The organism is Psychrobacter halodurans, from assembly GCF_017498075.1.
Lineage (GTDB): Bacteria > Pseudomonadota > Gammaproteobacteria > Pseudomonadales > Moraxellaceae > Psychrobacter > Psychrobacter celer.
The window spans coordinates 67,911-90,031 of the sequence record NZ_JAGBKN010000008.1; the positions used below are offsets into that span (position 1 = coordinate 67,911).

A 22,121-nucleotide genomic window follows, 5' to 3' on the forward strand; every position below is an offset into this window, starting at 1 on the left:
CTAAATATTCATTATTTCAACATAACCAAAAACTCGTCTTCACTCACCACTTTTACCCCTAGCTTTTCAGCTTTGGTCAGTTTTGAGCCAGCTTTATCACCTGCCAGTAGCGCGGTGGTTTTTGCCGAGATGCTACCTGAGACTTTGGCACCGAGCGCTTGTAGCTTGGCTTTGGCTTCATCACGCGCCATGCTATCGAGCGCACCGGTGATGACCCACGTCTGCCCATCAAGTGGTAGCCCTTCTGCTGCGAGCTGCTCGACTTTGTCCCAATGCACGCCCGCCTCGCGTAGCGCGGTGATGACCTCGATATTGTGCGGCGCTCGGAAAAACTCATAAATCAGCTCGGCGGTGATCGCACCGACATCAGGCGTGAGGAGCAGTTTTTCGATACTGGCAGACATTAAGGCATCAAGCTCGCCAAACTGCTGGGCGAGGTTTTGCGCGGTCGTCTCACCCACGCCGCGAATACCCAGCGCGTAGATAAAGCGTGCGAGTGTCGTCTGCTTGCTGGCATCGATAGCACTGATGAGGTTTTGTACCGACTTTTCGCCCAGTTTCTCAAAAGTGATCAGCTCGTCGGTATGGTTGTGTAAGTCATAGATATCAGCGACGGTTTTGATAAGGCCATGCTCAAAAAAACTCATCAGCCAGCGCTCGCCCAGCCCATCGATATCCATCGCCCGCCGTGAGACAAAGTGGATAAGCGCCTCGACTTGCTGCGCAGGACAAAACAAACCGCCGCTACAGCGCGCCAAGGCCTCACCCTCTGGCAGCACCACAGGCGAGTCACACACGGGGCAAGCCGATGGTAGCTCGACTGGCTTTGCGTCTGCTGGACGCTGGTCGTGCCAGACACGCGTGACTTTGGGGATGACGTCGCCAGCACGATGCACACTGACCATATCGCCTGCGCGCACATCCAAGCGCTGAATTTCGCCAAAGTTATGCAAGGTGACGTTGCTGACCGTCACCCCGCCGACTTGCACAGGCTCAAGCTTACCCACAGGGGTGATCTGCCCGGTGCGCCCCACTTGCCATTCGATATCGTTTAAGCGCGTCATCACCGTCTCGGCAGGGAATTTATAGGCCGTCGCCCAGCGCGGCTCACGCGACAAAAACCCAAGCTGCTGCTGCAATGCCAAACGGTTGACCTTAATCACTGTCCCATCAATTTCAAACGGTAGCGCGTCACGGCTCTTGATCACCGATTCATAGTAGGCTTGCGCTTCGCGTGGATTCTGTACTACCTCGACAGCGCTCACGGTAAAGCCAAGCTCTTTTAACCAAGCAAGTGCATCGGACTGGGTTTCAATCGCCGCCGGCAGACCTTGATTGACCGAATACGCATAAAACGCCAACGGGCGGCTGGCGGCGATAGCAGGGTCGAGTTGGCGCAGGCTACCGGCGGCAGCATTGCGCGGGTTGGCAAAGGTTTTGTCGCCGCTTTCTTCTGCCAGACGGTTTAAACGTAAAAACCCCGCCTTTGGCATCAGCACCTCGCCGCGCACTTCTAATAGCGGGATGTCTTTTGCCTCACAAAGATACAGCGGCAAATTCCGAATGGTTTTGGCGTTTTGGGTGATGTCCTCGCCTGTCTGCCCATCACCGCGCGTCACTGCTTGCACAAACTGCCCAGACTCGTATTTGAGTGACACCGCTAGGCCATCTAGCTTTAGCTCCATCTCGTACTCAGGGTTTTGCTGGGCATCGCTCAGGCGATCATTGACGCGGCGCATAAAGCCATGCAGCTCGTCATAATCAAAGACGTTGCCAAGCGATAGCATAGGGATGTCATGGGTCACCTGCGTAAACGCCGACAGCGGTATGTCGCCGACTTGGTTGATGGGGCTATCGGACTGCACCAAATCTGGATATTCTTTTTCGATCTCAAGCAACGCGCGGCGCAACTGATCGTATTCGCTATCATCCAAAATAGGATTATCGAGTACATAATAGGCATAATTGTGTTTTTTGATGGCGGCGATCAGTGTGCGCATTTGTGCCACGAGGTCATCAGGTGTGGCGGGTTGTTGGTTTTTTTGTGCCGTGGCAGGCGATAAGTGCAGGTCAGTCATAGTCAGCGTCTTGATTATTCTAGATGCTGATATCATAACAAGTTTGGCCAATATTGTGATAAACCGCCCATAAAAAAAGCAAAAAACATCACGCTATCATGATGTTTTTTGCCTTTTGGTTTTGTCTTTAATTTCTATTGATTTATTTAGCGTTGGCGCTTAGGCTTCATAGTCACGGACTTGGTTGCGTAGCTGCTGCTTGTATTCGGGCGTGATCGGTTCGTTATTTTCATCCAGTAAGATGGCGTCCAAATCGCTTGCCATCATATAAGCGATGCTCATCATACTATCAAAGCTGCGCAGCGCTTGCGGATGCGGCAATGACAAAAACACCACCACACCGTTATAGACATTGGTCGCGACGCTATGCGGATCAAAAGGGGCGATACCGCTTTCGGTGATGCCCATCATACTAAACCATAGCATGCCTGTACCGTCTTTTTTTTCATAGCGGTGAAACATGTTCATCGCCCCATAACGCAGGCCATATTTGTCAATCAATGCCAGCAAATCACGGCCACGAATAATCGCCGCTGGGCGATCACGATACTGGGTTGGTAAAATAGTGATGTTGATGTTGTCTTTGGCGTTGATAAGCGGCGCGTTTTGCGCTTCATCGACCGGCTCTGAGAGGTGCTGATCTAGTATGGGGCTGTTGCTATCAAAGCTTGGCTCTTCTGCCGTATCAATCGATGGCATCAAGCTGTCAGTCGCCGATACCAAACTTGAGAACGCATCGAGCTCTTGCTCACTGCCCATCTGCGCCGCTGTGTCGGCAAACTCTGCATCGTCACGGCGCAGCTCAGCTTCTTGCCAGCGCATATAGTCTTCATCATTGCTATCAGGCGTATCGGCCAAGTTTTGCACCGTGGCTGACGGGATCTCGGTATTGTGAGGCGCAGTCACAGGCTCTTGCTCAACCACGGTATCTAAATAACTGCGATCAGGGCCGATACTGGTCTCGCCGGCGACAGAGTCTTCTAAATCTGGCTGGTCGACGATGCTGCGCTCATGACGCGGTATGATCGGGATGCCGTTTTTGTCATAATTGACGACAGGAGCGTCAGCGCTGCTACGACGCTTAAAGCTACGAATGACCATATACAGTCCTGCGAGCACGATAAACGCAGCAATGGCAATCAAGATAAACTGAATAGCGGTCATGAGAGATACATCCTAATATATGACAAAAGGGAATACACAAGAAACAATAAATGGCAATAGTCTAGCATGGCTTATGAATATCGTCATCATATAGTCATCGTTTATCATCAGCCTGACACAGTTGTGTGACGTTGCTGGCGTGCTATTTACTATACCATTGCTCGCCGCTTGCTGTTATCACTATTTTATTGCTCCGTGATTTGTTTTGTCTAGCGCCTGTCTTCATGCTCCTTATTATTCACTAATATAGCGCGCCGCCTCATCGAGCGAGACGCTTACCAAACGAGAAACCCCAGCGCTTGGCATGGTGATGCCTTTGAGCTCATCGGCGATCTGCATGGCCAGCTTATTATGACTGATAAAGATAAACTGCAAGTCATCTGCCAGCTCATGAATGAGGCTAGTAAAACGCCCGACATTAGCATCATCGAGCGGCGCATCTACCTCGTCAAGCACACAAAACGGCGCAGGATGCTGCTTAAAAATGGCAAAAATAAGACTGAGCGCTGTTAGAGTTTTTTCGCCGCCTGAGAGTACCGCAAGGCGGCTATTACGCTTGCCTTTTGGCTGCGCCATCAAGGTCAGCCCTGCCCGCCACTGCTCTGATTTGGGCGTGTTTGCTGGTAGATCCTCTAAGTTTAAGGTCAAGCTTGCCTGACCGCCGCCAAAGACTTTGGCAAACAAGTTGGCAAGCTCGGTATTCACCGCCTCTAAGGTCTCGATAAACAAGGTCTTGGTGGTCTCGTCGATAGCAGCAATCGCCTCGCTCAATGTCTCCATACTGGCGGTGATATCTGTGGTCTGCTGCGCGAGCGGCTCTAGACGTTCATTGACCTCAGCCAGCTCTGCCACGGCGGCCAGATTGACCGCGCCAATCTTGCTGATTTTCTGCTCAAGCTTGGACTTTTCGCGCTCAAGCTCGGCGATTTTATCAGGACGCACGCGGCGATCATGGGCGATAAAATCCGCCAACAAACCCGAGACACTCATCAATTGCGCGGTGTCACCCTGTTCGCTGGTACGGTGATACTCGGCCATGGCTTCTTCAGCATAGCGACTCGCCTCCTCTAAACGCGCGGTGCTCAATGCCAGCTCAGTGGCAAGATCGGCCTGCTCGCTTTGCTGCGTCTGTAGCATCTGCTGTAGCGCATCTAAAGTCGCCTGCTGCTGATTGTAGGTCTCTTTTAGCGCGGTCAATGCCGCCGCGCGCTCTGCCAAGAGCGACTGCTGCTCATCGCGCGTTTGTTGCAGTGCCTGCAAGGCGGTCTGCAGCGCGGGCAGTTTGTTTTGCTGCTGCTCATACTGTGTTTTTAAACTTTTCTCGTTTTGTTGCGCCTTATCATATTGCGCATTTGCGCGTTTTAGGCTACTGCTACTGTGCTCAAGGCGCATCTGGCTTTGCTGTACACGCAGCTGCAGGGCTTGCCAAGCGTCGTCATCTGCTTGCTGACGGCGCTGCTGCTCACGGCGCTCAACTTGCAGTTGCTGCATAGTCGCCTGCGCCTCAGTGATTTGCGGCGCAAGGACTGCCAGCTCGCTTGCGATATGCTGCTGCTCATGCGTAAGCGCCTGCTGCTCGTGCGCCAGTTCCTGCTGCTCTTGCTCAAGGGCTGCTTTGTCGGCAGTTAGGCGCTGGCTATCTGCTTGCAGGCGCTCAGCGGCAGCGCGCTGGGTTGTTAGCTGCTCCTGATATTTATATTTATCACGCGTCAGCTGCTCAGCTTGCGCCCGCGCCTCCTCTAAGCCAATCGCCAACGCATCATAGCTTCGCTGATTATTAGCAATGGCTTTGCGCTGCTCTTCTATTTTACTCTCAAGTCCATCAAGTAGCTCTTCTAAGATCTGCAGACGCTCGCGCTGCTGTAAACGCTGCGTCAAAAATTGACTATTGCTGTCGTTTTGACCATCTTGCGCGCCAATAAGCTTGCCAAGATTTATCGTACCTTGACGACTGATAAGCCAGCCATCAGACGTTAGCAAAATCGCTGACGGTGGGAGAGCTTTTAATATATCTGCCAGCACATCGAGGATCTGATGACTGTTTGTTGTAAGGTCTGCGATATATAGATAGCACTGCTGCCAAAGCGCTAATTTAGGTGCAGCTACCAGCTGTGATAAAGGCAGTACTTTATCAGTCAAAGTATTTGGCAATGCGCCAACAAATGGCTTTTCGTTTACATCATTTTGCTTAGCAGATAGCCACAAGCTATGACCCGTTTCTATTGACGAATTGTCCTGTTTATTAGTCTGCGCGTTTTGCGCATTCTGATAAGTAAACAAATCCCTTAAGTTATACTCAAGCGTGTGCCATAAGCTATTCGCTTTTTGCACCTCGCCGTTAACTTTTTCATTACTTGCTTGTTTAGAAGCCAGCACATGACTATCGAGCCATAGTGCTAACACTTTATCGAGCAGCTCAGCATGCTGCTTGCCTACTGCACTCAGCTCAATCTGCTCGCGCAAGGTGGTAATGGCTAAGTCGTTATCGTTATTTACTACTTGATTTGCTAAATCAGTTGTTACTACATCGGTGGTTTTTACCTTAGCAGCCTGTTGTGATTTTGGCGTAGGTGTTGGATGCAGTATCTGATGCAAGGTGTCGTATTCACTGGTCAACGCTGCATGACGTTTTTCTTCCTCGCCCAGCGCGCGCTGCTGCTTATATAAAAGCTGCTGCAAGTCATGCGCGCGCGGCTGTAGCTCGGAGAGTCGCTCATCGACGCTATCTTGTTGGCGCTCAATCTGTTGTAGCTGTTTATTCAGCTCAGCAATGTGCGACGCTAAGGTCGGATTTTGTCCATCTGCGCTATGTGTATTGGTCGCATTTACTTTGGCAGACAGTGACTGCTGTAGCTGCTGCCAGAGGTTTTGCCAGTTCTGCTGGCGGCGCTGCCATTTTTCATGGCTTTGCTGCTGGCGTTTTTGCGCTTGGCTATTAATCGCTTGCTGCTGCTCTAGCACACGATGATTGTCTTGTAGCAGTGACAGCTGGTTTTGCGCATCATGATAGGCGCGCTGTAGCGGCCGCTCGTCACGTTGATGCGTCTCGCGTTTACTCGCTATCTCATCGAGCTGCGGGCGCAATTTTTCTAGCACGTTTTGCTGCTCGGCTTGCTCGGTGGTGATGCGTTCAATCTCATTGACGGCCTGCTCGCGCTGCTGTGCCAAGCTGGTCATCTGCTGCGCCAAACTGGCAAGCTGCGATTTGGCATCGTTTAGCGCGTGCTCGGCATTTTGATAATTGAGCTGCTGCTGATAATGGCGGCTTTGTGCATCGTCTTTGAGCCATTGTTCTTGATTGATATGAGCCGTTAGCTTATCTTGCTTGGCTTTTAGATCCTCATACTGTGCTTGCAGGCGAGCGGTTTCAGCACAGCTTTGCTCATGGGCGCGTTTTTGCTGCTGCTGGCTATGCTTGGCCTGATACAGCTGCTGAATGGCCAGTTGCTGCTTGATGTCCGCCAGTGTCAGTGCCAGCTCTTTATAACGCTCAGCGCTAGCGGCTTGCTTGGACAGGCGTTTTTGTTGGCTTGCCAGCTCGCTTTGCATGTCATGCAGGCGCGCCAGATTGTCTTGGGTTTTCTCAAGCTTTTTTTGTGTCTCTATTCTGCGTGCCTGATAGCGCGATACCCCAGCCGCCTCTTCGATAAACTCACGTAGCTGCATCGGGCTTGACTCGACAATACGCCCAATCATGCCTTGCTCAATCACCGCATAGCTACGCGCACCAAGCCCAGTACCCAAAAACACATCGACCACATCACGGCGGCGCGCGCGCGTGCCATTGATCAAATAGTCTGAACGTCCCTCTTTATTGACCTGACGACGCACGGAGAGCTCATGGTACAGATTCAATTCATGGCGAATACCAGTTTGCTCATCTTGAGTATGCTCGAAGGTCAGCTCGACGCTGGCGACACTTTTGGCCGCTTTGTCTTGTGTACCGGCAAAGATAACATCGCTCATCGCCCCGCCGCGTAGCTGCTTGGCGGAGGTCTCACCCAGCACCCAGCGAATGGCATCGATGACGTTGGATTTGCCGCAGCCGTTTGGCCCGACGATGGCGGTGATACCATGACGAAAGGTAAAGGTCGTAGGATTGGCAAAGGATTTAAATCCTGCCAGCTTAAGAGATTTTAGACGCATGAAGGATCGACAAGCTTAACAAAAACAGGCGGCTATTCTACCGCAAATGATGACGAGTTTTTAGACTTTGTACGGGATGCTATAATAAGGCTTAAAATAATAATGATTCCTCTAAGCACTAAAAATTAAGGGCATTAAAATGACTGATTATAATCCACAAGAATTGCAGCAAAAATATGAGCTGTGGTGCAAGCTATATCGCCAGCAACTAGAGGCGCAAGAGCAGTTCGCACAAGCAGCAGCGCTGCTAAATGACCTAAAAACCTACTATCTGGATCCACAGTGGATGAAAGATCGTGAAGCAGATCTGCCCATCGAGCACTCGGGTGAAGCACACTCTATCTTTAGCGAAGATGCGTTATGGAGTATGCTCACCGACCATGACGAGCTGGCCATGAAATGGATGCGCTTGGGGCTTGATGCGCTTGAAAAGAATTGAAGGTAAAAAACTTTAAATGTTATTGGCTGATTATAAAGACCTGAAACATACCTGTAGTTGATTGAGTTATTATAAACTGCCTAAATATTATTTAGAATAATAAAGCAAAGATAGGTTCTAGCAAAAAATTTTGTGACTTATAGTCCGTGGACTCATAGTATACAAAAGTACATGATTCTTCTATTGTTGAATGGAGGAATTATGAGAAAAGAAGCGATACTATCTCAGTTTGGAACAAAGGTTAAGTTATTTCGTAACGAACGTGATATTAGTCAAGAAAAATTAGCAGAGTTATCTAAACTAGATAGAACTTATATCAGTTCCATTGAGCGTGGTCAAAGAAATATCGGTATTCTTAATATAATTAAGATTGCTGATGCTTTACAAGTCAAGGCTAGTAGTCTTCTAGAGGAAATAGGAGACTTCGATGCTTAGTATTGATAAGGCGTATCAGTTCTATACTCGTCATATATATGATGAAGAAAAAATTAGTTTGTTGAAAACACATAATCTCAAAATAGCAGGTTCTGTCCCTCCAGTTTTATGGGAATTATTTGGAGCTTTACTAACAGAGCGATCAGGTAATGGTTTGACAGGTGCAGACCTACAAGGTTGGGAGGTTAAATCAGCTAAAGAAAGCGGTTCGTACGAATACCAATACCATTTGAACACTGGAAGCTCTAAATTATTAGAAGACTGTAAGATAAATCATTTGTTTTGTATGTACTCTGAAACCTATGAAAATGTCGTTGTGAGAGCAATAAAAGGTGAAGACTTAGCTGAAAACTTCTTTAAGCTGTGGGAACCACATTATATAAAAAACTATGATGTTTCTATAGATAAGAGTCAAAGAAGACAGAGATTTAGAAAAAGTATTTCAGGAGGTTATGTTGAAAGAAATGGTATATTGATAATGGAAGTAAAAGAAGGAAAACTAATGTATAGAGATGATAAAATCATATCTAAACTAAATCAGGTTATATAATGAAAAAATTTGTCGAATTCTTTGCTGGTGTAGGTTTAGTTCGAGAAGGGCTTAGCAAGTCAAAATGGAAATGTGTGTGGGCTAATGACATCTCACCAGACAAAAGAGATACTTATGTTGAAAACTTTGGTGACAGTGACTTTTGGTTAGGAGATATTTGGGATGTAGTCAAAAACTCAGATACTGTTCCAAATAACGTCTTCTTATATACAGCATCCTTTCCTTGTACAGATTTATCAGTTGCAGGCAATCGTGCTGGTTTAGCTGGCAAACAGTCAGGAACCCTAAATGCATTTATAGAAATATTAAGAACTAAAAAAAATATAGGGGCAGCCCCAAAAGTAGTATTACTTGAAAATGTCAGAGGTTTCTTAACTTCTCATAAAGGAGAAGATGTAAAGCTAACGGTTAAATACTTTAGCGAACTTGGTTATTATGTAGATATTATAGAGTTGGACGCAATTAATTTTTCCGCTCAAAGTAGGCCACGTGTATTTTTAATTGCTGTGGAAGAAACTCTTGCTTTACAAACAATGAAAATAAATAAAAACACCCACCTATTTGATGACTGGTGGTTAGATTTTGAAAATCACCCTACCCTAAGGTCACAAAAAATAAAGGATATCATTCTGAGTAGCAAAGATTTGAATTGGGGTCTATTAAATATTAGTTTGCCTAAAAAAGCGGATAAACATTTAATAGATATTGTTGACATTGAAATTCCTAACAACTCAGATTTATGGTGGAATGAAGATAGAAAAAATCACTTATATGAACAAATGAGTAAAAACCATCAATTAACCTTAAATGAAATGTTGAAGCATTCTTATTTCTCTTATGGGACTGTATATCGACGTATGAGAAAGGGTAAGTCAATGGCTGAACTAAGAACAGATGGTTTTGCAGGATGTCTAAGAACGCCTAGAGGAGGTTCTAGCAAACAAATTCTTATACGTGCTGGTCATAATGAATGGAATGTAAGGTTATTAACTCCAAGAGAGTATGCAAGATTGCAAGGCGTAAGAGATACTTTTAAACTTCCAGAAAATAATAACAAAGGGTATTTTGCTATGGGCGATGCTGTATGTGTTCCTGTAATTGAATTTATCGCTGAAAGTATCTTTGATGAACTGTACAAAGCATCTTTAAAAATCAATTAATTTTATATTGAATCAGAAGCTGTATAGTAGCCAAAAATCATAAACACTTTTATAAACATTATTCAATTACATGACAGAATCATGTTTATAAACTAATCCTTAAATCATCCCAATCGCACTTAACAACAGCTGCCCGCCGGCAAACAATAACAACACGCCAAACGCGCGCTTAAGCGTGGCGGCTGGCAACACATGGGCAAGCTTGGCACCGACCTTTGCCATCATAAAGCTGGCGACAGATATGCACAAAAACCCTGTGATATGGACAAAACCGAGCGTACCCTCAGGCAAATTGACCACGTCTTGACCAAACCATGCAAATCCTACCGCGCCTGCCACCGCAATCGGCAAACCACACGCGGCCGAGGTGCCAACCGCTTGCTTCATCGGCAGTCCTGCCCAGTTTAAAAACGGTACGGTCAAGCTACCACCGCCGATACCAAAGATCGAGGACGCCATACCAATCCCTGTGCCCGCGCCAAACTGCACGCCAGCGGGCGGCAAAGGCTTGCCGAGCTGCTCCTTGTTAGACAAAAACAGCATCTTTAGCGCGACCAATAACGCACCAACACCGATGATGGCTTGCAAGACTTTTCCATCGATCATATCGGCGATACCGGCACCGACAAGGCTTCCGATGACCAAGCCCAGCGCCATCTTGCGCCAGACTTCCCAGCGCACACCGCCGCGTTTATTATGTGCTGTCAATGAGCTAATAGAGGTGACAATGATGGTCGCAAGCGAGGTACCGATCGCCAGATGGGTGATGACATCAGGCGAAAAATCATAGGCGGTAAATATCCACACCAAGGCGGGCACGATAATCATACCGCCGCCTACCCCAAACAAGCCTGCACTGACCCCAGCAAACGCCCCTGCAATCATAAACCATACATATAACATCATTAGCTCAGCCTTTTATTTTGGGATTTTGGAGTGTTTTGGAGTATTTTTAGCGCATCTGTGCATTTGCAGGGCGGGCACAGCACGCAAGGAAAACTTATACCAGTAGCACGTTTAAATTTATATAAATGTTTTATTTGCAATTGACTATATATTCCATTTGCCAAACCTGCAGCCGATCTTTATGCTATTTGATTACCGCTACTAAGCCGCGTCACTGTGCTTATTCATGCTCATTCGCGCTTATTCATACCAAGCCGTGACCCGCGCTCAGTATAGCAAAGATTGTCCCTACGACCTTAACCACATCGACGAAACTTATGCCGCCATCAGCCCCTTTATCTGCCGCTTCTTTTGACGCGCCTTTTGACCTTTTAGCCGAGGCATCTACGCCAACTGCGTCAGATACATCGCCAACGCTTGTACATTTGCCTGAGCTCAACCATCGGCACCTCGCTAGTAGCGCCTCGACCAATAGCGAGTTGATCACAGCGGTACAAAATGGCACGCTTGATGCCGCACAGATGCATCTGCTGACTGCCGATACCCAAAGCGCTGGTCGCGGACAGCACGGACGCTCTTGGCAGTCGCCACCTGGTAATGTTTACTTGTCGTTATATCATCCTGTACATCAGCCGATTAACGGTTTGTTGTCTTTGGTCATCGGTGTCGAGCTGGCAAAAATGCCTGTCATTCAAGCGCTCAATGAGCAACTGCACGCGCGCCAGCTGACGCCTATCGGGGTAAAATGGGCCAATGACTTGGGCTTTTATGCTGCCATATCCAAGCCGGCGCTGTCACCCTCTGAGCCAGCAATACAAACTCAGCCGTTCTCAAAGCTTGCGGGTATCTTGATAGAGCCTGTCACCATAGCAGGCAAGTTGGTCGGTGTGGTGATGGGTGTGGGGCTAAATGTACAAGCGGCACCAGCGCTGACCGCGCAGACTTGCGAAGGTATGAGCTATCAGTCGATCAGTCTACAAAATATCTGTCAGATGCTGCCTGACGCGGCGACGATACGCTTGCCAAACCTCAAAACACTCTATCAGCAAATGAGCAAAGCGCTGATGGCAGCGATGACGCGTTTTGAATATTTTAGTTTAGAAAAACCCACCGGTCATACCTACTATCTGGATCGTTTTTTAGAGCAGTTTGATGGCGTCGATGCCCTCGCAGGACGACGCCTACGCGTCACTCAAGAGCACCATGGCAATAGCACTGTAGTGACAGGATATGCCTGCGGTATCGATACACATGGGTGTTTGCAATTGCGCCAAGATAACGGTAATATTTCTGCGCTTTTTACTGGACGCATTGACGTGATTCATCAGGCCTAACGCATAGAGCCTGCGGGCGCTATCGCCCTTATGGCATAAAAGTCTCTGGGTTTATTGACAAGCTTCATCCACAAGCTTTGCCATAACATTTTTTAGTGAATTGACTATATAAAGGGATTTTTATGCTCTGGTTAGATCTTGGCAATACCCGCTTAAAATACTGGCTCACCGATGATATCGGTCAGATCGTCGACCATGATGCCAAGCAGCATTTGCAAGCGCCTGCCGAATTACTCATGGGTCTCACCGATCGCTTTGAGCGATATGCGCCCGATTTTATCGGCATCTCATCTGTGCTCGGCGAAGCGCTCAATATAAAAGTCACCGAAACCCTCAGCCGTCTAAATATCCCGTTTGAGTTTGTCCATGTCGATGCCGCGCACCCATTGATGCGTAGCGACTATAACGATCAGCAGCTCGGCTGTGATCGCTGGCTACAGATGCTGGGCGCAGTCGATAAAAAAAAGCGCCAGTGCGTGATAGGTTGCGGGACCGCGGTGACGATTGACTTGATTGACCATGCGACACATTTGGGCGGCTATATTTTTCCCAGTATTTATTTACAGCGTGAGTCGCTATTTTCTGGTACCAAGCAAATCACCATCTCTAACGGTGCCTTTGATAGCGTCGGTCAGGGCATGACCACCCAAGACGCGGTGCATCGCGGTATACTGCTCTCTATCGTTGGTGCCATCAATGAGATCAGCCATCGTCATCCCAACTTCGAAGTCATCATGACGGGTGGCGATGCCGCCATCATCGCCCAGCATGTCAATCGCCCTGTACGACTACGTGATGATTTACTATTAAATGGTCTGGCACGCTATTTTGACCATAGTAAACAGACATAACATTTTTGATCTAAGATTTTTATAAGACATAAAATAAACATAAAAAAAGCAGGACGTTTTAAGCGACCTGCTTTTTTGGTTTAATATGAAAGTAAGTGTTTCTACTTAGTCTCGTTAAATAACTCACGCCCAACTAGCATACGACGTATCTCACTGGTACCCGCGCCGATTTCATAGAGCTTGGCATCACGCCAAAAGCGACCCAGCGGATACTCGTTGGTATAACCATTTCCGCCGAAAATTTGAATGCCCTCGCCTGCCATCCACGTGGCTTTTTCGGCGCACCACAAGATCACACTGGCACAGTCTTTGCGCACTTCTCGGCTATGACCCGCGCCGCGCGCGTCTAACATATCGAGGTTTTTACCAACGGTGTATAAAAAGCTGCGTCCCGCCTGCAAGATGGTATACATATCCGCGACTTTACCTTGGATCAGCTGAAACTCACCAATCGCTTGACCGAACTGCTTACGGTCGTGGATATAAGGCACGACATTATCCATCACCGCTTGCATGATACCGATAGGACCTGCGGCAAGTACCGCACGCTCATAGTCAAGACCGCTCATTAGCACCTTGACGCCATTGCCGACGCCGCCTAAGATATTATCTTTGGGGACTTCGACATTATCAAAGATCATCTCACCGGTATGGCTGCCGCGCATGCCGAGCTTGTCGAGCTTTTGTGCGGTGCCAAAGCCCTTCATGCCTTTTTCTACGATAAATGCGGTCATGCCTTTGGCACCCAGCTCTGGATTGGTCTTGGCATACACCACCATCACGTCGGCGTCTGGGCCATTGGTGATCCACATTTTGCTGCCATTTAATACATAATGGCCGTCTTTTTCTTCGGCTTTGAGCTTCATACTGACCACATCTGAGCCAGCGCCGGTTTCACTCATCGCGAGCGCACCGATGAATTCACCACTGATGAGCTTAGGCAAATATTTTTGTTTTTGCGCCTCATTACCATTGCGTTTAATTTGGTTGATACATAGGTTTGAGTGCGCGCCATAGCTTAGTGCTACAGAGGCAGAAGCGCGGCTGATCTCTTCCATTGCGACCATATGAGCCACATAGCCCATGTCCGAGCCGCCGTACGCTTCAGGAACAGTAATGCCATGCAGACCTAGGTCGCCCATCTTTTGCCATAGATCCATTGGGAACTCATCGCTGCTGTCGATTTCGCTGGCGCGCGGAGCGATTTCATTAGCCGCAAACTGCTGTACCACATCACGCAGTGCGTCAATATCTTCGCCAAGCTGGAAATTCAATCCGGGTAAACTCATAACCATTCCTTGTATTTTGATGTTTAATTTCTTAAAAATTTAGATCCATTTAAAAAGAGACCATATAGCTGGTACAAATTTTTATCGCTTGCTGTGCGACTGCGTCACTCCAGAGGCTTCAAAAAATTTATACCAGCTATCTATTCATTTACTTCTATTCATTTAGCTTATGACTCGCTTTATTTTTTCGTTAAGACTGACGCTTATTAATCAGCGCACGCGCCACGCTTGAGCCATTGCGGCGACCCAAGAATTCACTGATACGCTCACCAGCGACGACCAGTTTATCCAAATCTATGCCTGTGTTGATACCCATACCATGCAGCATGTAGACGACATCTTCGGTGGCGACATTACCCGTTGCACCTTTGGCATACGGACAGCCACCAAGACCCGCAACCGAGGTATCAAATTCGCTGACACCCATCTGTAAGGCGGCCAAGGTATTACTGACGGCTTGACCATAAGTATCATGAAAATGCCCTGATAGCATGCTGATATCAGCATATTCTAAAGCAGCTTGTAGGGCGCGCTGCACTTTCAGCGGCGTACCAACACCAATCGTATCAGCAATACCAATCTGCTCAGCACCAATCTCTACCAAACGTTTGGTGACATACGCCACTTGGCTTGGGTCAATCTCGCCTTCATAAGGACAACCAACCGTGCAAGAGATGACGCCGCGTACCTTTATGTTCTGCGCTTTTGCCGCAGCGGCAACGGGTGCAAAACGTTCAATACTTTCATCAATACTGCAATTGATGTTTTTTTGACTAAAGGTTTCACTGGCTGAACCAAAGATAACGATTTCATCAGGGCGATGTGCAATCGCATTATCAAAGCCGCGCATATTGGGCACCAGTACCGAATAAATGACGTCATCACGCCTACTATCTGCCAGCGCGGTCATCAGCTCACTGTTGTCGCCCATTTGTGGTACCCACTTTGGCGAGACAAAACTGGTTGCTTCCAGCTTTTTGACGCCTGCTGCGATTAAATCGTTGATAAGCGTTTGCTTAACCGCCTTCGGTACCGTCATGGCTTCGTTTTGCAAGCCATCACGTGGGCTGACATCTACGATGGTGACGTGCTCTGGATACGAATGGCTCATGGTTATTATCCTTTTACTGTCCTTAAACTTCACTAGCTTCGGTATCGATACGGAGCAGCTCATCACCATCGGCCACCGAATCGCCCGCTGCAAATAACAACTCTCCTACCACGCCATCGGTGGGTGCAGTAATGGTGTGCTCGATTTTCATCGCTTCGATGACGGCGAGTGGCTCGCCTTTTTTTACACTATCGCCGACAGCCACTTTAAAGGCAACGACTTGCCCTGGCATCGGTGACTTCAAACTACCGACTGCCGCAGACTCTTCGCCTACATGCGCCATCACATCGACAAGTGTAATTTCATCACGGCCTCGATCGGTGAACACATAGACGGTTTCATGGTTCACCCAGCTCTGCGCATTGATACGTGCGTCATCGAGCCACAATGTATGATTGTGCGCGTCATCGCTGGCGTAGCTGACCTCACTTTCATATACCGTTTCGGTTGGCGCGGCGACATTGGCATTGGTTTTCTCTTCGTCACTCGCAATTTCTTTTTCAATCACTAGGGTAAAGCTGCTGCTATTTTCAGCCCCTTTTTTACTTTCCGAACTATCTGCATTGTGCCAGTTGCTAATACGTGCTTGGTACACTTGCTCATCATAAACCAAGCTAAACGAGCGCGTGTAATCGTTATAAGCACGGAAACCAGTCGGCTTACTAAATGGATCGGCGTCTTGCGCCATGCCTTCACTAGCCAACTGCTGGGCAATGGCCGTCACAACCAGCGTCGATAAATCAAGCGGATGCTGATCAAATAACTCGTCCGCCTCGCGCTCGATAAGCGCCGTATCGAGATTGGCTTGGCTAAACGACTCAGTATTTAAGATATAGCGCAAAAACGCCACGTTATTTGGCAAACCAACGATACGCGTTTGAGCGAGTGCGCGGTCGAGTTTCGCTAACGCTTGCTCGCGGGTCGGCGCATGGACGATAAGCTTGGCAATCATAGAGTCATAAAACGGACTAATCACATCGCCTTCGCGTACGCCATCGTCGATACGTACATCGGCAACATCAAAGGTGCTGTGCTCAGGCTTTTGATACGTAAAGAGTGTACCCGTCGCTGGCAAAAAATCATTGTCAGGGTTTTCCGCACAAATACGCGCTTCAATCGCATGGCCATTAATCGCCAAATCATCTTGCGACTTTGGCAATGGCTGACCGGAGGCGACCAAGAGCTGCCACTCGACCAAATCAACACCGGTAATGGCTTCACTGACTGGATGCTCAACTTGTAGGCGGGTATTCATCTCCATAAAATAAAAGCTCATCTCGCCTTCGCGCTGCTCAACGATGAACTCAACCGTCCCTGCACCGACATAGCTGACCGCACGCGCCGCCTCAATCGCCGCTGTCCCCATCGCTTCACGCATCGCTGCATCGACGCCTGGCGCTGGCGCTTCTTCTAGCACTTTTTGATGGCGGCGCTGCACTGAGCAATCGCGCTCAAACAGATGCACATAGTTGCCATGCGTATCACCAAATACTTGGATTTCGATATGGCGCGGCTTTAGCGCGTATTTTTCGATGAGTACCTGATCATTACCAAAGCTGGTGATTGCTTCGCGGCGACAAGAGTCTAGCATTTCGATAAAATCACTGCTGTGCTCGACGATACGCATGCCTTTACCGCCGCCGCCGGCACTGGCTTTAATCAACACAGGATAGCCAATCGCATCGGCCTTCGCTTTTAAAAACTCGGCATTTTGATTGTCGCCATGATAACCCGGTATCAGCGGCACGCCAGCCGCTTCCATCAAACGCTTGGACTCAGACTTGCCGCCCATCGCGCGAATCGCATCAGCGGATGGACCGATAAACACCAGCCCCGCATCCTGACAAGCCTGAGCAAAGTCGGCGTTTTCACTTAAAAAGCCATAGCCTGGATGGATCGCTTGCGCGCCCACATCGAGAGCAATCGCAATGATCGCATCGCCTTTTAGATAGCTGTCTTTCGGCGATGAGCCACCCAAATAAACGGCTTCATCACAGACAGCGACATGCTTGGCGCTGCGGTCGGCATCAGAGTAAACAGCGACGGTACGGACGCCTAAGCGCTTGGCAGTCGCGGCCACACGGCAGGCAATTTCACCACGGTTGGCGATTAAAATTTTAGAAAACATAACTATCCCTGTGTCTTGTCGTTTTTATTTGTCGGCTTGGCTATCGTTTTTTGTCGCTAGTCTGCCGTCAACCAATCAGGCTTACGTTTGTGCAAAAACGCTTGCACGCCTTCCTTACCTTGTGTGGATGAGCGGATATCAGCGATGCCTGTTACCGTCTCGGCGATCAGCTCGTCGCTAATGGGCGCGCCTGCGATATCATGTAATAGCTGCTTGCAGGTTTTTACCGCATCGGGGCTGTTTTTGACCATTTTGGCACAAAACGTTGCCACCGCATCGTCAAGCGCTTCCTCACTGACGCGCTCATGGATAAAGCCCAGCTGCCGCGCTTTTTTGGCATCAAACACTTCTGCACTTAAAAAGTAGCGATGCGACGCCCTAGCCCCTAATGCTCTTACAACATACGGACTAATGGTGGCAGGCGCTAAGCCCAAACGTACTTCACTGAGGCAGAAATTGGCAATCTTCACCGCGATGGCCACATCACAGGCGGCGACCAGACCCATGCCACCTGCATAGACATCACCTTGAATGGCAGCCACGGTTGGCTTAGGACATTCATAAATGGTCTTGAGCATTTGCGCCAGTTTATCGGCGTCGGCTAAATTTTCTTCATAGCTATAATCCGCCATGGCGCGCATCCAGTTTAGATCGGCGCCCGCACAGAACGCTTTGCCTGCTGCTGCTAGCACGATGACTCGCACATTATCATCAGTGCCAAGCATGGTGAAAACTTCCGTCAGCTCAGCAATCATTTCATCGTTAAAGGCATTACGTATCTCAGGACGGTTTAGCGTCACCGTCGCCACGTGCTGTTCGATATCAACCAATAGGCTTTTATAATTCTTCATATAGCGTTATCTCAATATTTTGTGGTAACTTTTTCATGTCTTTTTTTACGGATATTTTTGCGTAATGTTCTCGGCCTTAGTAACCCAGTTTTTATTTTAAACCAAAGCATTTTCTCATCGAAAATATGGTACCAATCTACATTCTAAAGACCCCAAACTTCGTCTCTTCAATCGGCGCGTTATAGGCGGCGCTTAGCCCCAATGCCAGCACTTGACGCGTATCAGCAGGATCAATCACCCCATCATCCCAGAGACGCGCGGTGGCATAATACGGATGGCCTTGCGCTTCGTACATATCTCGAATCGGTGCTTTAAAGGCCGCTTCGTCCTCGCTACTCCATGTCTCGCCCTTACGCTCGAAGTTGTCGCGCTTAACGGTTGCCAAGACCGAGGCCGCTTGCTCACCGCCCATCACTGAGATACGCGCATTTGGCCACATCCATAAAAAGCGCGGACTATAAGCGCGGCCACACATACCGTAGTTACCGGCACCGAATGAGCCACCGACGATGACGGTAAACTTCGGTACTTTGGCGTTGGCCACCGCCATCACCATTTTGGCACCATGACGGGCGATGCCTTCGTTTTCGTATTTACGGCCGACCATAAAGCCGGTGATGTTTTGTAAAAACACCAGCGGGATTTTACGCTTGCAGCACAGCTCGATAAAGTGCGTGCCCTTTTGTGCCGACTCACTAAATAAGATGCCGTTATTGGCGATAATGCCAACTGGCATGCCCTCGATATGAGCAAAGCCGCAGACCAGCGTGTTGCCAAAGCGCGCTTTAAACTCATCAAAGGCACTGTCATCGACGATGCGAGCGATGATTTCTTTGATATCAAAGGGCTGACGCTTATCGGTCGGAATGATGCCGTATAATTCTTTGGCATCGTAGCGCGGTGGACGCGGTTTGATTTGATTGGGAATTTGCTTGGCAGGACGGTTAAGATGACTGACGATATCACGCGCAATCGATAGCGCATGCGTGTCGCTTTGTGCCAGATGATCGACGACTCCTGACAGACGGGTATGTACATCACCACCGCCCAAATCCTCGGCGCTGACCTCTTCGCCCGTTGCTGCTTTTACTAATGGCGGCCCACCCAAAAAGATGGTGCCTTGCTCTTTGACGATGATGGATTCATCGCTCATCGCCGGTACATACGCGCCGCCTGCCGTACAGCTACCCATAACCACCGCAATCTGCGGGATACCCGCCGCACTCATATTGGCCTGATTAAAGAAGATACGACCAAAGTGCTCTTTGTCTGGGAATACGTCATCTTGGTTGGGCAAGTTTGCACCGCCTGAGTCCACCAAATACACGCAAGGCAGATTGTTTTCTTGCGCAATCTCTTGCGCGCGCAAGTGCTTTTTGACTGTCATTGGATAATAGGTACCGCCTTTTACCGTGGCATCATTACAGACAATCATACACTCAGTACCATTGATACGGCCAATACCGGCAATCACACCCGCGGCGGGTATCTCTTCGCCATACATGTCGTGCGCGGCCATCGGAGCGACCTCTAAAAACGGGGTGCCGACATCCAGCAAACGCTCGACTCGCTCACGTGGCAACAGCTTACCACGCGCTAAATGCTTGGCTCGCGCCCGCTCTGAGCCGCCCTGAGCGACTTTACGCAGGTGTACATATAAGTCATCGACCATCTCTTGCATGGCGGCACGGTTTTGCTGAAAATCGCTGGCGTTTGGACTCAGTTTACTGGTTATGATAGTGCTCATGATATCCCTTTTCTTTGCTGCGTAAGTGCAAGTGATTGATTATATGGTCTATAGTGACTGCTGGTCATACGACTGCTAGCCGATAGGTTGGTAGCCATTTGTCTTTTGTATCACTCACCGGTGTCGTGGATGTTCTGTACCCGAGAAGTGCGCTTAGTCTAAACCCAGTTCTGCTTTCATCTGCTCGATAATCTTATACTTTTGAATTTTACCAGTGATGGTCATCGGATACTCTTCAACAAACCGATAATAAGTCGGTACCTTATAATGAGCAATGTGCTCACTACAAAACTGGCGCACGTCGTCTTCACTCAAGCACCCCGGCTCTTTGGGAATAATCCAAGCGGCCAGCACTTCACCATACCGCTTATCTGGTACGCCAACGATTTGTACATCGCGAATCTTGGGATGGCGATATAAGTAGTTCTCAATCTCAACCGGATAGATGTTTTCGCCGCCGCGGATGACCATGTCTTTACTACGACCGACGATTTTGACATAGCCGTCCTCATCCATGGTAGCCAAATCGCCAGTATGCATCCAGCCATCTTGGATCGCTTCACGGGTTTTAAAGCGGCTGCCCCAATAGCCTTTCATCACCGAGTAGCCGCGTGTGAGCAGCTCTCCTGTCTCCCCTAACGGCACGATCTCACCCGTCTCGGTATCGACAACTTTTACCTCAAGCGCAGGCTGTACCAAGCCAACGGTCGAGACTTGTTTCTCAAGCGGCGTGTGCTCGTTGGTCTGGCAAGAGACTGGGCTGGTCTCGGTCATGCCATAAGCGATGGTCACCTCTTTCATATGCATCTTATCAATGACGCGGCGCATGACCTCAATCGGGCAGCTGGAGCCGGCCATAATGCCTGTACGCAAGGTCGATAAATCAAAGTTTTCAAACTCAGGATGGTCAAGCTCGGCGATAAACATCGTTGGTACGCCATGCAGCCCCGTACATTTTTCTTCTTCGACCGCTTGCAGGACACTTAATGGCTCAAAACCATCGTTTGGATAGACGATACAACCACCATGCGTCAAAATGGCCAAATTGCCGAGCACCATACCAAAACAGTGATATAGCGGCACAGGAATACACAGTCTATCCTCGAAGGTAAGGTTCATCGCCTCACCGATGAAGTAGCCATTATTGAGGATATTGCGATGGCTTAAGGTCGCGCCTTTTGGCGTCCCAGTTGTGCCACTGGTGAACTGAACGTTAATAGCGTCTGTGTTTTTTAGCTGTGCTTGACGCTCGGCCACGCGCGGATCGTTGGCATCGCCTTCCGCCATCCAGTCAGAGAATTTTTGCATAAACCCAAACGTTTCGTCAGAGTCTGGCTCATCAATCCAAATGATACGCTCGATGGTTGGAATCTCGACCAAATCCAGCTGGGTGTAGTCTTTATGATAAATCTCAGGGCACAGCTCACGGATAAGGCCAGCGTAGTCGCTGCTCTTGAAATGGCGCATGAGCACGAGTGCTGAGCAGCCAAGTTTATTGAGCGCATATTGCAGCTCAAAAGTACGATAGGCCGGGTTGATATTGACGAGGATCACGCCGACTTTGGCCGTGGCAAGCTGCATAAGTAGCCATTCGGCGTTGTTGTGCGACCAGATACCGATGCGATCGCCAATCTCCAGTCCCATCTCGATCATACTGCTGGCCAGCTGGTTGACATGTTGCTGCAATTCGCGGTACGTCCAGCGGATGTTTTGATGACGGACGACCAGCGCTTCACGCTCTGGATATTTGGAAACAATGGCATCAAAAAAGTCGCCGATGGTCGCCTCAATCAGCGGCACATCAGGGCCTTTGTCATAGCTTTGGGTCAGTGGCGCATTCGCCGAGCGCGCGCCCATATTTACGGTAGGGATGTTGCTTAATATGTGGTCAAATGCAGTAGGTTGCGTCATAACGAGTCCTTTCGTTGTGCT

The 22,121-nt window shown here is 48.8% G+C and carries 16 protein-coding genes; 6 read left to right on the plus strand and 10 right to left on the minus strand.

Annotation, left to right across the window (positions count from 1 at the left end; genetic code table 11):
• Positions 1-11 precede the first annotated feature (11 nt).
• From ligA to J3491_RS05460, 3 genes are all read right to left on the minus strand, one after another.
• Positions 12-2,078 carry an NAD-dependent DNA ligase LigA gene (gene ligA / locus J3491_RS05450; RefSeq protein WP_207969436.1) on the minus strand — a complete coding sequence of 689 codons (2,067 nt, stop codon included), beginning with the start codon at positions 2,076-2,078 and terminating at the stop codon, positions 12-14.
• A 159-nt stretch (positions 2,079-2,237) separates the two neighbouring features.
• Positions 2,238-3,242: a cell division protein ZipA gene (locus J3491_RS05455; RefSeq protein WP_207969437.1), complete on the minus strand. Its 1,005-nt coding sequence runs from the start codon at positions 3,240-3,242 to the stop codon at positions 2,238-2,240.
• A gap of 234 nt (positions 3,243-3,476) precedes the next feature.
• The gene (locus tag J3491_RS05460) at positions 3,477-7,388 is read right to left on the minus strand and encodes an AAA family ATPase (protein WP_207969438.1); all 3,912 of its coding nucleotides are present in this window, start codon (positions 7,386-7,388) and stop codon (positions 3,477-3,479) included.
• A 139-nt stretch (positions 7,389-7,527) separates the two neighbouring features.
• On the opposite strand from J3491_RS05460, the gene J3491_RS05465 reads away from it, so the two are divergent.
• From J3491_RS05465 to J3491_RS05480, 4 genes are all read left to right on the plus strand, one after another.
• Entirely contained in the window at positions 7,528-7,827 is a 300-nt protein-coding gene (locus tag J3491_RS05465) for a DUF4298 domain-containing protein (RefSeq protein ID WP_207969439.1), read from the plus strand.
• 201 nt (positions 7,828-8,028) lie between these two features.
• Positions 8,029-8,262: a helix-turn-helix domain-containing protein gene (locus tag J3491_RS05470; RefSeq protein WP_207969440.1), complete on the plus strand. Its 234-nt coding sequence runs from the start codon at positions 8,029-8,031 to the stop codon at positions 8,260-8,262.
• The gene (locus J3491_RS05475; protein WP_207969441.1) at positions 8,255-8,812 is read left to right on the plus strand and encodes a hypothetical protein; all 558 of its coding nucleotides are present in this window, start codon (positions 8,255-8,257) and stop codon (positions 8,810-8,812) included. Before J3491_RS05470 ends, J3491_RS05475 begins: the two co-directional genes overlap by 8 nt.
• Positions 8,812-9,972 carry a DNA cytosine methyltransferase gene (locus J3491_RS05480; RefSeq protein ID WP_207969442.1) on the plus strand — a complete coding sequence of 387 codons (1,161 nt, stop codon included), beginning with the start codon at positions 8,812-8,814 and terminating at the stop codon, positions 9,970-9,972. The genes J3491_RS05475 and J3491_RS05480 overlap by 1 nt, the downstream gene beginning before the upstream one ends.
• Before the next feature lie 99 nt (positions 9,973-10,071).
• Here the strand turns inward: J3491_RS05480 and J3491_RS05485 are convergent, their stop codons facing one another.
• Positions 10,072-10,875, minus strand: coding sequence for a sulfite exporter TauE/SafE family protein (locus J3491_RS05485; protein WP_207969463.1), 804 nt, complete (start codon positions 10,873-10,875; stop codon positions 10,072-10,074).
• Between the two features lie 320 nt (positions 10,876-11,195).
• Between J3491_RS05485 and J3491_RS05490 the strand changes: the two genes are divergently transcribed.
• Both J3491_RS05490 and J3491_RS05495 read left to right on the plus strand, forming a co-directional pair.
• Entirely contained in the window at positions 11,196-12,212 is a 1,017-nt protein-coding gene (locus J3491_RS05490; RefSeq protein ID WP_207969443.1) for a biotin--[acetyl-CoA-carboxylase] ligase, read from the plus strand.
• A gap of 122 nt (positions 12,213-12,334) precedes the next feature.
• The gene (locus J3491_RS05495) at positions 12,335-13,063 is read left to right on the plus strand and encodes a pantothenate kinase (protein WP_075101988.1); all 729 of its coding nucleotides are present in this window, start codon (positions 12,335-12,337) and stop codon (positions 13,061-13,063) included.
• A 101-nt stretch (positions 13,064-13,164) separates the two neighbouring features.
• Here J3491_RS05495 and J3491_RS05500 read toward each other — a convergent pair whose 3' ends face one another.
• From J3491_RS05500 to J3491_RS05525, 6 genes are all read right to left on the minus strand, one after another.
• Entirely contained in the window at positions 13,165-14,352 is a 1,188-nt protein-coding gene (locus J3491_RS05500) for an isovaleryl-CoA dehydrogenase (RefSeq protein ID WP_100748887.1), read from the minus strand.
• A 190-nt stretch (positions 14,353-14,542) separates the two neighbouring features.
• On the minus strand, positions 14,543-15,463 hold the full coding sequence (locus J3491_RS05505) for a hydroxymethylglutaryl-CoA lyase (protein ID WP_100748886.1): 921 nt from the start codon (positions 15,461-15,463) through the stop codon (positions 14,543-14,545).
• Between the two features lie 22 nt (positions 15,464-15,485).
• Positions 15,486-17,591, minus strand: coding sequence for an acetyl/propionyl/methylcrotonyl-CoA carboxylase subunit alpha (locus J3491_RS05510; protein WP_207969444.1), 2,106 nt, complete (start codon positions 17,589-17,591; stop codon positions 15,486-15,488).
• Positions 17,592-17,647: 56 nt separating this feature from the next.
• Entirely contained in the window at positions 17,648-18,442 is a 795-nt protein-coding gene (locus tag J3491_RS05515) for an enoyl-CoA hydratase/isomerase family protein (protein WP_100748884.1), read from the minus strand.
• A 136-nt stretch (positions 18,443-18,578) separates the two neighbouring features.
• Entirely contained in the window at positions 18,579-20,189 is a 1,611-nt protein-coding gene (locus tag J3491_RS05520; protein WP_207969445.1) for a carboxyl transferase domain-containing protein, read from the minus strand.
• A gap of 153 nt (positions 20,190-20,342) precedes the next feature.
• Positions 20,343-22,100 carry an AMP-binding protein gene (locus J3491_RS05525; protein ID WP_198335956.1) on the minus strand — a complete coding sequence of 586 codons (1,758 nt, stop codon included), beginning with the start codon at positions 22,098-22,100 and terminating at the stop codon, positions 20,343-20,345.
• Positions 22,101-22,121: the final 21 nt, after the last annotated feature.